This window comes from Brevundimonas sp. 'scallop' (assembly GCF_011045535.1).
Lineage (GTDB): Bacteria > Pseudomonadota > Alphaproteobacteria > Caulobacterales > Caulobacteraceae > Brevundimonas > Brevundimonas vesicularis.
The window spans coordinates 773,628-786,763 of sequence record NZ_CP039382.1; the positions used below are offsets into that span (position 1 = coordinate 773,628).

14 protein-coding genes and 1 tRNA gene are annotated in these 13,136 nt (G+C 65.8%); 4 read left to right on the forward strand and 11 right to left on the reverse strand.

All coding sequences use genetic code 11. The annotated features are described in order from the left end of the window. Positions 1 to 228: 228 nt before the first annotated feature. Together E4341_RS03795 and E4341_RS03800 are read left to right on the forward strand one after the other, a co-directional pair. Positions 229 to 2,178, forward strand: a complete 1,950-nt coding sequence (locus E4341_RS03795; protein ID WP_240893610.1) for an AsmA family protein — start codon at positions 229 to 231, stop codon at positions 2,176 to 2,178. A gap of 58 nt (positions 2,179 to 2,236) precedes the next feature. Further along, on the forward strand, positions 2,237 to 3,088 hold the full coding sequence (locus tag E4341_RS03800) for an alpha/beta hydrolase (RefSeq protein ID WP_165115282.1): 852 nt from the start codon (positions 2,237 to 2,239) through the stop codon (positions 3,086 to 3,088). A 12-nt stretch (positions 3,089 to 3,100) separates the two neighbouring features. Here E4341_RS03800 and E4341_RS03805 read toward each other — a convergent pair. The 11 genes from E4341_RS03805 to E4341_RS03855 form a co-directional block, all read right to left on the reverse strand. Beyond that, positions 3,101 to 3,185: transfer RNA gene (locus tag E4341_RS03805), tRNA-Leu, on the reverse strand. A gap of 53 nt (positions 3,186 to 3,238) precedes the next feature. Beyond that, positions 3,239 to 4,024 carry a hypothetical protein gene (locus E4341_RS03810; protein WP_165115284.1) on the reverse strand — a complete coding sequence of 262 codons (786 nt, stop codon included), beginning with the start codon at positions 4,022 to 4,024 and terminating at the stop codon, positions 3,239 to 3,241. Further along, entirely contained in the window at positions 4,021 to 4,557 is a 537-nt protein-coding gene (locus E4341_RS03815; protein ID WP_165115286.1) for a CcdC protein domain-containing protein, read from the reverse strand. The genes E4341_RS03810 and E4341_RS03815 overlap by 4 nt, the downstream gene beginning before the upstream one ends. A gap of 63 nt (positions 4,558 to 4,620) precedes the next feature. Beyond that, the gene (locus E4341_RS03820; RefSeq protein ID WP_165115288.1) at positions 4,621 to 5,640 is read right to left on the reverse strand and encodes a fumarylacetoacetate hydrolase family protein; all 1,020 of its coding nucleotides are present in this window, start codon (positions 5,638 to 5,640) and stop codon (positions 4,621 to 4,623) included. 43 nt (positions 5,641 to 5,683) lie between these two features. Then, positions 5,684 to 5,950 carry a hypothetical protein gene (locus E4341_RS03825; RefSeq protein ID WP_017506239.1) on the reverse strand — a complete coding sequence of 89 codons (267 nt, stop codon included), beginning with the start codon at positions 5,948 to 5,950 and terminating at the stop codon, positions 5,684 to 5,686. Between the two features lie 57 nt (positions 5,951 to 6,007). Further along, entirely contained in the window at positions 6,008 to 7,084 is a 1,077-nt protein-coding gene (locus tag E4341_RS03830) for an isoaspartyl peptidase/L-asparaginase family protein (protein WP_165115290.1), read from the reverse strand. 314 nt (positions 7,085 to 7,398) lie between these two features. Continuing rightward, positions 7,399 to 8,433 (reverse strand): hypothetical protein, encoded by a 1,035-nt coding sequence (locus tag E4341_RS03835; protein ID WP_165115292.1) that lies wholly within the window; start codon positions 8,431 to 8,433, stop codon positions 7,399 to 7,401. Between the two features lie 136 nt (positions 8,434 to 8,569). Next, a complete protein-coding gene (locus E4341_RS03840; RefSeq protein WP_045810597.1) occupies positions 8,570 to 8,755 on the reverse strand; it encodes a hypothetical protein in 186 nt (61 codons plus the stop codon). Further along, positions 8,756 to 9,868, reverse strand: coding sequence for a 4-hydroxyphenylpyruvate dioxygenase (gene hppD / locus E4341_RS03845; RefSeq protein WP_165115294.1), 1,113 nt, complete (start codon positions 9,866 to 9,868; stop codon positions 8,756 to 8,758). It lies immediately after the preceding gene. 128 nt (positions 9,869 to 9,996) lie between these two features. Further along, complete coding sequence (locus E4341_RS03850) at positions 9,997 to 11,106, reverse strand: DUF5694 domain-containing protein (RefSeq protein WP_165115296.1); 1,110 nt, start codon at positions 11,104 to 11,106, stop codon at positions 9,997 to 9,999. Between the two features lie 134 nt (positions 11,107 to 11,240). Beyond that, positions 11,241 to 11,885: an exopolysaccharide biosynthesis protein gene (locus tag E4341_RS03855; RefSeq protein ID WP_165115298.1), complete on the reverse strand. Its 645-nt coding sequence runs from the start codon at positions 11,883 to 11,885 to the stop codon at positions 11,241 to 11,243. Between the two features lie 87 nt (positions 11,886 to 11,972). Between E4341_RS03855 and E4341_RS03860 the strand changes: the two genes are divergently transcribed. Both E4341_RS03860 and E4341_RS03865 read left to right on the forward strand, forming a co-directional pair. Further along, positions 11,973 to 12,548: a YqaA family protein gene (locus E4341_RS03860; RefSeq protein WP_165115300.1), complete on the forward strand. Its 576-nt coding sequence runs from the start codon at positions 11,973 to 11,975 to the stop codon at positions 12,546 to 12,548. A gap of 39 nt (positions 12,549 to 12,587) precedes the next feature. Continuing rightward, positions 12,588 to 13,133, forward strand: a complete 546-nt coding sequence (locus E4341_RS03865) for a disulfide bond formation protein B (RefSeq protein ID WP_165115302.1) — start codon at positions 12,588 to 12,590, stop codon at positions 13,131 to 13,133. Positions 13,134 to 13,136 lie beyond the last annotated feature (3 nt).

Here is a 13,136-nt window from a genome sequence, read left to right on the forward strand (position 1 = left end):
TCTGATGAATTATGCGCCAATCCTGTCATTTGTAAAGATTATGCGACAACTTCGCGTCAGATCGACGACAAGCTGACCTTGCGGCGCCAAACCGGGGCTGGCGCGTTTCCTCTGGCTGACGGAGACGAGCGATTGTCGAACCCACGGAATTGGCGCACTTTTCGGGCCGACCTGAACCAGCGGGCGTGGGCGCCGGCCGGGGCGCGTTTGCGCACTTGGCGCAACTGGGTGCGCGACAACGATCCCGTCTATGCCGCGGCTCGACGACCGGGGGCGGCGGAAAAATGGGCGGCGGGCGTGGTGCTGGTGCTCGTGGCGGCCATCGTTCTTTTCCTGGCCTTGTTCGATTGGAACATGCTGCGCGGGCCCATCGGCCGCTGGGCCTCGGTCAAATACGATCGCGAAATCGCCCTGACCGGCGATCTGGACGTCAATCTGTTCAGCTGGACGCCGTCCGCCGTGGTGCGGGGGCTTAAGATCGGCGGCCCCGATTGGGCGCGCGATCGCGACACGGCCGACGTCGATGAGGTCCAGGCCTCGGTGCGCCTTCGAAAGCTGCTGGCCGGTCAGGTTGAGATGCCCCTGCTGAGCTTCACCCGGCCGCGAGTCGTGCTGATCTCCACCAAGGACGGCCGCAAGAGCTGGCAGTTGAATCCCAACAAACCTGACAATGGCGAAGGGCTGAATCTGCCGGTCATCCAGCAACTGGTCATCAAGGACGGGCGGCTGACCTTCGAGGAACAGAGGCGCGGACTGACGCTGGAGGCGGCGGTCAATGCGCGCGAGGCGTCCAGCGGCCAGGCCGGTTTCGTGCTGGACGGGCGCGGCGATGTGCGCGGCGCGCCCATGACCGTCAGGATCGAGGGCGGCCCGTTCATCAACATCCGGCGCGACCGTCCCTATCGGTTCGAGGCCGATGTGACCGGCGCGGACTCGTCCCTGGTCGCCAAGGGGGCGATCACCCGACCGTTCGATCTGGGGCGGTTCGACGCGACCATGACGATCCAAGGACGCAATATGTCGGACCTCTATCTGCTGACCGGCGTCGCCCTGCCCAATACGCCGCCCTACCGGCTGTCGGGCGCGCTGAACCGCGATCGGCGGATTTGGACCTTCAAGGATTTCGACGGACGTGTCGGCGCGTCCGATCTGTCGGGCGAGGTCAAGGTCCAGTCGGGCCAGCGTCTGCGCGTCGACGCCGACCTGACCTCGCGTCGTCTGGACATCGACGACCTGGCCGCTGTCCTGGGCGCGCGGACCCGGACCAATGCGGCGGGCACCGATACCGAGGCGCCGGTCTTGGTCGGCGGCAAGCTGCTGCCGGACGCCAAGCTGCAGACCGAGCGGCTGCAGACCATGGACGGTACCCTGTCCTATCGGGCCGGATCGGTGAAGGCGAACGCCTTCGACGTGCGTCAGGTGAACCTGGGCGCCGACCTGAAGGACGGCATCCTGAAGCTGGATCCGATCAGCTTCGACTTCAATCGCGGCGCACTGAACGGCACGGCACGGATCGATGCGACCAAGGACACCCCCTACAGCACGGTCGATCTGCGTTTGGCCGGCTATCCGCTGGAGTCCATCATCCCGGCCCGCAACGGCTCGGCGCCCGTCACCGGCAGGGCGCTGGGCCGGGCGAAGCTGGAGGGGCCGGGCGCCTCGATCCACGATTTCGCCGCCGCATCGAAAGGCTCGCTCAGCCTGGTGGTGCCGAACGGCAAGATGCGGGCGGCCTTCGCCGAACTGCTCGGCATCAACGCCAGCGCCGGGCTGCTGAAGCTGCTGAGCGGAGACCAATCCGAAAGCCAGATTCGCTGCGCCGTCGCCGATTTCAACGTCAGCGGCGGTACGGCGACGGCCCGCACCTTCGTCATCGACACCGATGTGGTCCTGGCCCAGGGCAAGGGCAGCATCAACCTGGGCGCCGAGACGATGAACCTGCGGATCGAGGGCGAATCCAAGAAGCCGCGACTGTTGCGCCTGTGGGCGCCGATCACAGTCTCGGGCCCCCTGACCGCGCCCAAGGTTGGGGTCGATGTCGGTTCGGTGGTGTCGCAGGGCGGTCTCGCGGGCCTGCTGGGCGCGGTCGTGGCGCCGGTGACGGCCCTGTTCGCCTTCGTCGATCCTGGGCTGGCCGAAGACGCCGACTGCGGCCGGCTGATCGCCAACGCCCGCTGAGCGTTGATGACGACCGATCCGGCGATCCGAGCGTATTGTGGGTGATGGAGCCTTTTGCATGACACGCCGTGGACTGTTCGCGCCTGCCCTTGGGCTTCTCGCCGCCGCCTGCTCGCCTCTGAGCCTGCTGAACACCCTGGGACCGAGGGACGGCGGCGTGCGACGCGTCGCGCGCGACATTCCCTATGGCGACGATCCGCGCCAGCAGATGGATCTCTATGCGCCGACCGCGCCTGGCCCCTATCCGACCCTGGTCTTCTTCTATGGCGGCGGCTGGGATTCGGGCTCGCGCAGCCAATATGGCTGGGCGGCGCAAGCCTTGGCGGCGCGCGGGTTCGTGGTCGCCCTGCCGGACTACCGCATCGTCCCCCAAGTCGTCTTCCCGGCCTTCATCGACGACGCGGCCGCCGCAACGGGCAAGGCGGCGCAGGTGGTGGGTCAGTACGGCGGCGATCCGGCGCGGCTTGGCGTGCTGGGCCATTCGGCGGGCGCGCATCTGGCGATGATGATCGCCTTGGACCGACGCTATATGGCTGCCGTCGGCCGTCCCGATCTGATCAAGGCGGCGGCAGGTCTCGCGGGCCCGTACGACTTCCTGCCGTTCGACGTGGCGGCGTCGCAGAACGCCTTCGGCCGTGCGCCGGATCCGACCCTGACCCAGCCCGTGACCTTCGTCCGCGCCGACGCCCCGCCGATCTGGCTGGGCCACGGCACGGCCGACACGGTGGTCCACGACGAGGACACGGTCATTCTGGATCAGCGGATGCGCGCGGTGGGCGGGCGCTCGGAGGCTAAGCTCTATCCAGGTCTGGACCACGCCGACCTGATCGCAACCTTCTCGCCCCTGTTCCGCAAGAAGGCGACGGTGCTGGCCGATGTGACGGACTTCTTCCACCGGCAGCTGGGCTGAACCGACGAAGAATGGTGCGGGCGGCCGGGGTCGAACCGGCACTCCTTTCGGAACTGGATTTTGAGTCCAGCGCGTCTACCAATTCCACCACGCCCGCAGCGGAAGGACCGCCTCATGCCACAGAGGGATGAGGCGGGTCCAGCCTTTGTGTCACTGCATGATGAAGTTGACGCGGAAGGCCATCATGCGCGGCGCGGTCGGTTGGTCGCCGTCATAGGCGACGGTGGCGTCACGGGCCGCCTTAAGCACCGCTTCGCCGAAACGACCATCGGCGGGATGTTCGGTTTCGATGACGCAGTCGCGCAAGCGACCGTCAGGCTGGGCGACGCATGTGGCGACGGCGAAACCCTCCGAATAGTTGGTGGCGGGATAGCGCGGACGAATCTGACGCGCCCATCGCATTCCAACCTGCAGACCTTCCTCGGAGATGGCGTCGAGTTCCTGGTCGCGAGGGTCGACAAGCGGGCGGCCGCAGGCCGTCAGGGTTTCGTCGATCGCCGAACCGGACGCAGGGAGTTCCAGATCATAGCGGAGGTTTCGACCCGCGCCGCCGCCATCGGGCACGATGATCTGAATGCGTCCGCCTTGGCGAAGTTCGCGGGCAAAGGGGGCTGGAAAATCGGCGACGGCGCCCGCACGATCGGTCGTGACGTTCCAGCGCCATTCCTTGGCTTCTTCGTCTCGAAAGATGATTGTGATCGGGCGCGTTTTCGTCCGGCGCGCCACCTCCGGCAACCCGAACAGCAGCGCCGAATAGGCGCCGTCCATGCAGCGAGTCGCGATCGACAGGCCCGGCGTGGTCGTGACGTAAGCGATTGTCGATTTCTTTCGGGCGTCCTTGACCAGATCCCAGTCTTCGCCGGTGTTCGGCGCATCCTGCGAGACGGCTGAGCCGGCCGACAAGGCGACAGCGAGAGCGACTACGGCGTTCTTCATGCGACGACTTCCACATGGCTGTCCGTGCCGCCGGACTGGATGCGGCGTGCGCGGATGTACATTTCGACACGCTGCATCACGATCAGGCCCATGGCGAAGACCAGGAAGGCGTCAGTGACGGCCAGGGCGTTCAGGTGCCAGGCGGCGGCATGGCTTTCGATCAGGTCGCGCAGCAGCGACCGGCCGGCGAACAGCACGACCAGCAGGATCAGACCCAGCGGCGAGGCCTGGGCCATCAGGGAGCCGTCCGGCTCCTTTTCGATGGTGACGGTCTTGCCGCGATACCAGCCGGCGACGCCGCCCAAGATCCCGCCGATGGCCAGCACCGCCCAGGCGTCGGGACCGAACGGCGCATGGGCCATGTTCGGGTTCTGGGCCGTGCCCCATAGCCCCAGGCCGATCAGCGGCAGGACGATGGCCGGCATGACCCACAGCAGTTGCGGCTTCAGTACCCGCTTCCGACGGTTCTTCAGCAGCACGACCACCAGCATGATCGGGATCATGAGCAGCGGGATCAGTTTTTCAGGCGGCACGTCGTCTCTCCCCAAAGACCGGATGCGGCCTCCCCCGAGACCGCTCTCAGCACCCTAGCGGCGTCAATCCGCGCTGGATAGCGGCGCTACGGTCTGTTCGATGGCGCCGAAGATCGAATGATGACGCTCGTCCAGCATCTCGATGCGCACCGTGTCGCCGTGTTTCAGGAAGGGCGTGTCGGCCGCGCCGCGCAGGATCGTCTCGACCGTGCGGACCTCGGCGATGCAGGAGTAGCCCAGGCCGCCTTCCGAAACCGGCTTGCCGGGGCCGCCGTCGGCGTCCTTGTTCGACACCGTGCCCGAGCCGATGATGGTCCCGGCGCCCAGCGAGCGGGTCTTGGCCAGATGGGCGATCAGGGTTCCGAAGTCGAAGGTCATGTCGACGCCGGCATCGGCCTTGCCGAAGTCCTCGCCATTCAGCTGCACCGACAGGGCGCCGTGCAGCTTGCCGTCCTTCCATTGGTCGCCCAGCGCATCGGGTGTGACCAAGACCGGCGACAGGGCGCTGGCGGGCTTGGACTGGACGAAGCCGAAGCCCTTGGCCAGTTCGGCAGGGATCAGATTGCGCAGGCTCACGTCGTTGACCAGGCCGACCAGGCGAATGGCGTCGAGCGCCTGATCGCGCGTCGCGCCTTGGGGCACATCGCCGACGACGACCACGATCTCGGCCTCCAGGTCGCAGCCCCAGGCCTCGTCGGCCAGCGGAATCGGATCGCGCGGCGGCAGGAAGCTGTCGGAGCCGCCCTGATACATCAGCGGGTCGGTCCAGAAGCTCTCGGGCATGTCGGCGCCGCGCGCCTTACGCACCAGTTCGACGTGATTCACATAGGCCGAGCCGTCCGCCCACTGATAGGCGCGGGGCAGGGGGGAGGCGGCGTCGCGCTCATGGAAGCGGCCGCGCGGCACGGCCTCATGCTCCAGGCTTTCGGCCAAGGCCTCGAGGCGAGGGCCGCAGCGGTCCCAGTCATCCAGCGCCGCCTGCAGCGTCGGGGCGATCAGGAAGGCGTCGGTGAACCAGTTTAGGTCCTGAGAGACGACAACGAGGCGGCCGTCGCGGCCGTGCTTGAGCGAGGCGAGTTTCATGACCAAGGCCTAGACCGGATTTGCGATGTTGGGAACGGCGGAATCAGTCGGCGGCCGTCAGCAGGGCGCGGGCCTCGGCGCCGGTGCGGGCGGCGCGGTCGCGGACCTCGACCTCGACGATGACGCCGCCCTCAGGCTCGACGGCCCACAGGTAGCGACGCTCGACCTCGACCGTGCGGCCGGACGGGGCGAAGCCTTCGTAACTGTCGCCCCACGGGGTGATCTTCCTGACCTCGACGAAGGGCATGGCGCAGGCGGCGTCCAACTCCTCGTTGGCCATCACGGTCAGTTCGTCATCGGATGCAGGCATGGGTCTCGGTCTGGGAAAAAAGAGAGTCTAATTCGTCTAATTGGTCTGAGCGGGCGCTCAGAATTCGTCGGCGTAGATGGCGACGCGGGCGGGGTCGGTCGAGGAGGCCGCGCCGCGATACATGCCCGAGGTGGACATGGCGAAGGCAGGGCGGCCATCCAGGCCCATGACGATGACGCCGCCCTTGCCGCCCAGCCTTTCGGCGTCAGCGATCTCCGCCTGACCGGCGGCCTGCGTCGCCGCCCCTCCTGCAATCCGCGCGCAGATGTCGCGGGCGACGGTGGCGCGGATGAAATATTCGCCGTCGCCGGTGGCGGACACCGCGCAGCCGTCGGTGTTTGAGGCGTAGGTTCCGGCGCCGATGATCGGCACGTCGCCGACCCGGCCCCAGCGTTTGGCGGTCATGCCGCCGGTCGAGGTGGCGGCGGCGAGACGCCCCTGGCTGTCCAGCGCCACGGCGCCGACCGTGCCGAACTTCTTTTCATTTAGCGGCGGGGCGATTTCGGCCTGAGCGCCTGGGGCCGTTGGGGAGGCGGGCGCGCCGGCGGGGCGCTCGGGGATCGGCTGTCCGGCCTCGGTCAGGGCCTTGACCAGCCCCTGCCAGCGGCGCTCGGTGAAGAAGAAGGCCGGATCGACCTGCTCCAACCCGACCGAGGCGGCGAAGGCGTCGGCGCCTGGGCCGATCAGCATGACGTGAGGCGACCGCTCCATCACTGCGCGGGCGGCGGCGACGGGATGACGCGTGGTGGTCAGGCCGGCGACGGACCCGGCGGTCAGGTCCGATCCGTTCATGATGGCGGCGTCCAGCTCGTTACGGCCGGCCGCAGTGAAGACCGCCCCGCGCCCGGCGTTGAACAGGGGATCGTCCTCCATGACCTGAACGGCGGCCTGAACCGCATCCAGCGCCGAGCCGCCGCTTTTCAGCACGGCCGACCCGGCGTCCAGCGCGCCTTGCAGCGCCGCGCGATAGGCCGCGTCCTGCTCGGGCGTCAGGCTGGACCGCTCGATCACGCCCGCCCCGCCGTGGATCGCCAGCGACCATTGCGGCGCAGCGTCCTGGGCGTGGGCCTGGGCGTGGGCCGAGGAAAAACACAGTGCAAAGAGTGCAATCAGTCCCGAACAGGCGATGCGCATCGTGAACCTCCTCCGGGCCGAAAAACGAGTGCAATCGGTGCACTTTCCCCAATGACGCCGGTCGGTCGCAGTGTAACGCCGCCTTCGGGCATGTCAGGTCAATTGGTCTAATAAGCTCGGAAGGTCTAAATGTTAGATAGCTGATGGCTAGCAAGACGCGTCTACGGCCTGAGATGTAGCCGCGAGTCAGGAGAAGGCCGACATCAGAATGATCACAGCAAAAAAACCGCTGAGTTCGAAGTCGTTGTCCTAACCTTGTTTTCGCCACCCAAACCATTCTGTAGCCAAACGGACACGGGGATTATTAAGCGCGTCTAGTCAGTGACGGCGATAAGCATAGGCGTGTAGCCGCTCAGAGACATGCCCCAATTGATGTCTGTTGGAACAACTAAAATGTTTTCAAATTGCACAGTTTGAATGCCAGCGAGCGACTTGACATCGGGCATCTCCAGGATTTTCACCTCGCCGCCATCCGAAACAAACAACTTGTCTTGTGTGACAGCAACCCAGCCGCGCGGGGTCGCCGCGAGACCAAATAGGGGCCATGTGCTGTGTGAGAATGCTTCGATCGATCCAGGAAGAGCATCCAGTTCTCGGCTGAAGACTAAGGTTGCTTCATCGCCGCAGACACGCATGACGCGGCCGTGTGACAGCATGTGGGATAGACCAATCGAGGCCAGTAGACATCCGGCATGATCAACGTCTGGCGCCAAACCTGTGACCGGATCACATTCAGATGCAAGTGGACCGTGACAGGGATCATCATCGACCTTGCGGATTTCAACCAACCTTGAGGAGCCTGGAGCAATCCGCCAAAGTCCGCCGCCCCATTCGCCTTGATTGAAACCAATATATATCGACCCGTCAGGCGTAGAGGCCAAAGTCATGACGCCGAAGTGGCGCCCGAAGCCTTCGAACGGCTGGCGGCGCCACTCACCGCCATCGCTGCGGTAGAGGGCGTCTTTCGTAATGACGATCCAGTCTAAGCCTTCACGCAGAAAACCGAGAGCGTCGGCCTGGAGCGGCGGTGTTAAGGATCGGCCTGTTTCTGGTTCTTGGACAGAAAAACGTCTTGGAGTTCCGCCATCTGACTGAAGAACAAGGGTTCGCCCAGCGTCGCGCAGCAAATCCGCAGCGCCTTCTTCGACAATAATGCGCCGGTTGGCGTCGGCCCGATCGAAAACGACCAGCGCTCCGGCTTCGTTTCTAAGCCAGAGCTGATCCGCCGTGGCGACACCCTCGACAAGCCGAGCGCCGAGCACCGGATCGTTCGGAGCCGATGAGCCAATTTGAGCTATTGCTGGGCTGGCGCTGAAACAGATCGCAAGCAGAACGGCAAAGGTGCGCATTGCGCGACCTTAGCGCGAGAATAGAGCGGCGTCCTGACCCAATTTCAGCCTCGTTCGCTTGGTGTCAGTCAAGCGACATCATGTGCAGATTCAACTTCCCAAAATCGGGCATCTGGCAAAAGCCAATCGGCCGCCCTCACCCCCTGTGGTGCAGGCGCTTCCACACCTGATAGCCGACGATGGGGGCGAAGCCGCAGAGGAGGGCGGCGATCAGGACCATCCAGAAGCCGCCGCCCAGCCAGTATTCGCCGGCCAGGGCCCCGGCGCCGGCCGCCAGGACCGGGCCGAGCCAGGGCAGCCAGGTCGGCGGCCGCATCGTCATTCAGGCGTCGACCTTGATGACGCCGCGACGGATCTGGTCCAGCTCGATGGAGTCGAACAGGGCCTGGAAGTTGCCGTTGCCGAAGCCTTCGTTGCCCTTGCGCTGGATGATCTCGAAGAAGATCGGGCCGAAGGTGTCCTGGGTGAAGATCTGCAGCAGCAGGCCTTCCTCGTCCGAACCGTCGATCAGGATGCGGTTCTTGCGCATCCGCTCCACGTCCTCGCCATGGTTGGGCAGGCGTTTGTCGATCAGTTCGAAATAGGTCTCGATGGTGTCCTGGAAGGCGACGCCGCGTTCCTTCATCGCCTCGACCGTCTCGAAGATGTTCTCGGTCGTCAGAGCGATGTGCTGGATGCCTTCGCCGTTGTAGCGACGGATGAACTCCTCGATCTGGGAGTTTTCGTCCTGGCTTTCGTTCAGCGGGATGCGGATGGCGCGGTCGGGCGCGATCATGGCCTGGGAGAACAGGCCCGTCGCCTTGCCCTTGATGTCGAAATACTTCTGCTCTTCGAAGTTGAAGATCGAGTTGTAGAAGCCCGACCAGGTGCGCATCTGTCCGCGACGGACGTTGTGGGTCAGGTGGTCCAGGATCTCCAGGCCCATCGAGTTCTTGCGCTCGGCTTCTTCCCAGCCCTCGATCTCGTCCCAGGCGTCATAGAGCGAGCCGGCGTCGCCGTACTGGTCGATGACGTAGAGCAGCGAGCCGCCGATCCCTTGCAGGATGTAGGGGTAGTCGTCGCCCAGCGCGCCGCCGGCGGCGTCCGTCGCGGCGACGGCGCCGCGGGCCAGGGCGCCCTCATAGGCGGCCTTGGCGTCGGTGGTGCGGAAGGCCATGCCGTTGGCGGACGGGCCGTGATCCTTGGCGAAGTCGGCGGCCTGACCCTTGGGCGAGCGTTGCACCAGGAAGCTGATATCGCCCTGCTTCAGGCGCACCACGTCGGTCTTGGGGTTTACGTGCGTCTGGGTGAAGCCCATCAGCTCCAGGCGCGAAATCATCGCCTCGGGCTCGGGGCCGGTGAATTCGACGAACTCGAAACCGTCGACGCCGAGGGGGTTTTCTTGGTCGATCTGTTCCGCCGTGGCCTGATCTTGGGCCTGGGTCATGTCGTTCATGGCGCGTCTCCCGCGTGATCTTGAGGGCGGTCTGGCCGCCGATTGGCGCGGAACCTAGTCACAGAAGACGACGGAGCCAAGACGAAGCCACGGGGTCGTGATGACGGACGACCCCCAGCGCGTTCCGCTCAGCGCAGAACGGGCTCGGGATCGACCAGCCGGACGTCATGCATCTGATCCAGATAGGCTTCGTAGTAGCCCTTGTGCGAGGCGCCGACGATCGTCAGCATCCGAGTGCCCGGATAGAGGCCCAGGACATCGCGCATATTGGCGACCATTCGCAGGTTTCGGGTCTCCCAGAAGCCGAGGTAGCGGCGGCCGAAGGCCTGGGGTGACGGCTCGACCAGATTTGCGCCGAAATCGGACTGATAGGCCATGGCCGGGACGGTCGGTGCATTGTAGGCGCGGTACATCTGAAGAAGGCCGCCCGGCTGATCCAGGGCGGCGCTCAGACGTTCGTCTTGCGCCCGACGGGCCGTGCTGGCGGGATTGTCCCAGGCGGCCATGACGGCGTCCTGTGATGCCTTCTTCTCCACGGGGTCGGCAGGGTCGGGCGAATCGGCGGAGTGGTCGTCGACGCTCCACAGCCGTTCCAGTCCCAGGCGCGCGGCCAGGGGGGCGGAGATCAGGAAGGTCTCGTTGGCCTGTTCCTCGATCTGGTTCAGCACGCCGACCAAGGCGTCGTTCAGGCCGTCCCCGGCGATGCGGTCCCGGGCGGGCAGGCGAAGCCACTGGACCAAGGCCGATCCCCGCTCGCCAGCCGCCAGGAAGACCGCCGCCAGATGACGCCGCTGGGCCGCCGTGGGCTGGGCGGGCCATTCGGCCAGCAGCCGCTCGGCCTCGGCGTTGGCGGCGGATACGTCCAGACCGGTGGCCAGGGCGGCGGGGGCGGGATCCCAGCAATAGGTGTCGACCGTCTCGGCATAGCGCGACGGATAGCGACGCAGGCTGTCGCATTGCAGGCCCGACAGGTCCTCGGTGGCGATGGCGGTCGGCTTCCAGCCCGCCAACCGATCCAGCAGCGGCGCGAGGCTCTTGGCCTTGAAGCCGTCGCCCAGGTTCGACAGGTGCGGCTTGCCCAGGACCAGCACCTCGTTCAGCGCCCCGGCTGGCGGTCCCTTCAGCTGATCGGGATGGAAAGGCTGGTGGTAGTCCTGCGCGGCTGCGGGCAGGGCGGTCGCCAACAGCGCACCGACGGCGACGAACAGGATGCGGGAGAAACGAAGAGGCAAGGCCATGACACGCCGTGAAAGGAATTTGAGAAGGATCGACCGTCGGTCGGTCACGCCACCTTCCACGGATCACCGCCCGGGCGCCCGTTAATTCTTGGACTTCTAAGGCTACGCTTGCAGCGTTGAAACCTGTGTCTGCGTCAGCCCGGCAGCCAGCGGGTCGCCCATTCGGCACCCATCAGAACGCCGGTCCCGAGCGCGCCCAGGATGGTCAGCCAGACGGTCGTGACGGCGCAGCCGGCTAGGACGAACAGGCCGTCGCGCTGGATCAGGCCGACCGACAGCAGGGCCAGGGCGATGGAGGGGATGGTGTTGGTCAGGGGCATGACGATGGTGACGGTCGCCAGGATCATGAAGACGGCGGCCAGCTTCTCGCCCGGTCCATCCGCGAAGCGGCGCAGGCGGGGGCGCGACAGCCGGTCGATCCAGCCCAGTTTGGTTTCGGCGAAATCGGCCATGGCCTTCAGCCACGATCCCCTGCACCGCAGGTTCAGAAACCAGCGCGGCAGCCAAGGCTCCTCGCGCCCGACCAGCATCTGGCCGGCCAGCAGGATGACGATCAGCCCGACCACCTGCGGCACGCCGTAAAGGCCCGGCACGAGACAAGGGATGGAGAGCAGCAGGATCAAAAGCCCATAGGCGCGCTCGTCCAGCCGGTCGCGGATTTCGTGCAGGGTCAGCCCGGCGTCGCCGCCGTCGTCGGCCAGCCGCCGCAGCAGCCGGGTGACGTTATGGCTGACGTCGTCCTGCTGGACCGTGGACGGGGAAGAGGCGGGGGTCGTCATTCAGGCGCTCTAGCAAGTGGATGTGACGGACGAGGATGACGCAACGCCGCAGGGGTGCTAACGCGCCGTGCCGCCTGAAGGATCGCCATGCTGCGTAAACTCTATGACCGCGTCTTCGATCTGGCGCGCAGCCGCCATGCGACAAAGGCCATGGCGGTCGTCTCCTTCGCCGAGAGTTCGTTTTTTCCGATACCGCCCGACGTGATGCTGGCGCCCATGATCCTGGCGCGGCCGCAGAAGGCGTATTTCTACGCCGCCGTCTGCACTGCAGCGTCGGTGCTGGGCGGGATTCTCGGCTATGCGATCGGCTATTTCCTGACCGATCTGGGTCTGGCGATCATGCGGGTGCTGGGCCATTCGGATGGGCTGGAGCAGTTCCGCGCCTGGTTCGATCAGTGGGGCCTGTGGGTCATTCTGATCAAGGGGCTGACGCCCATCCCCTACAAGCTGGTGACCATCGCCTCGGGCCTAGCGGCGTTCAGCTTTCCGGTCTTCATGGCCGCGTCGGTCGTGACGCGGGGCGGACGGTTCTTTCTGGAAGCGTGGATCCTGAAACGCTGGGGGCCGGCCATGCTGGCGCAGGTCGAAAAGCGGCTGGCGATGTGGAGCGTGATCGGCCTGATCGCGCTGGTCGCGTTGATCGTCGTCCTGAAGCTTCTGTAAGTCGACGCCGCGTTCGGGGCGGGGTAAGACCGTTTCAAGATGATCGATGTCTATCGCCTTCTGACCCGTTGGTGGACCGCCTTCGCCCTGGCCGCGTCGCTGGCCATGCTGGGCGCAGCCCATGCGTTCGAACGGTTCGGCGGCCTTGCGCCCTGCAACCTGTGTCTGAAGCAGCGCGAGGTCTATTGGGGCGCGGTGGTCGTCGCGGTACTGGCCACGGGCTGGACCCTTTTCAGCGGCGGACGCCGGGGCACGCCGCGCATCGCCGCCTTCCTGTTGGCGGCCGTCTTCGCCACAGGCGCCATTACGGCCATCTTCCACATGGGCGGCGAATACAAATGGTGGGCGCTGCCTGCGACCTGTTCGTCCGTCGGCGGCTCGGTCGATATGGACAGTCTGACGGCCTTGGCCATGGGCACGGGGCCGGTGACCAAGGTGATCGGCTGCGGCGATGTGGTCTGGAGCTGGCTGGGCCTGTCGATGGCAGGATGGAACGCGATCATCGCCTCGGCGCTTGCGGTGTTCAGCCTGTTGGCGGCGAAACGTCCCAAGGACGCCCGCGCGCCCCGGATCGAAAAGGCCTGATGC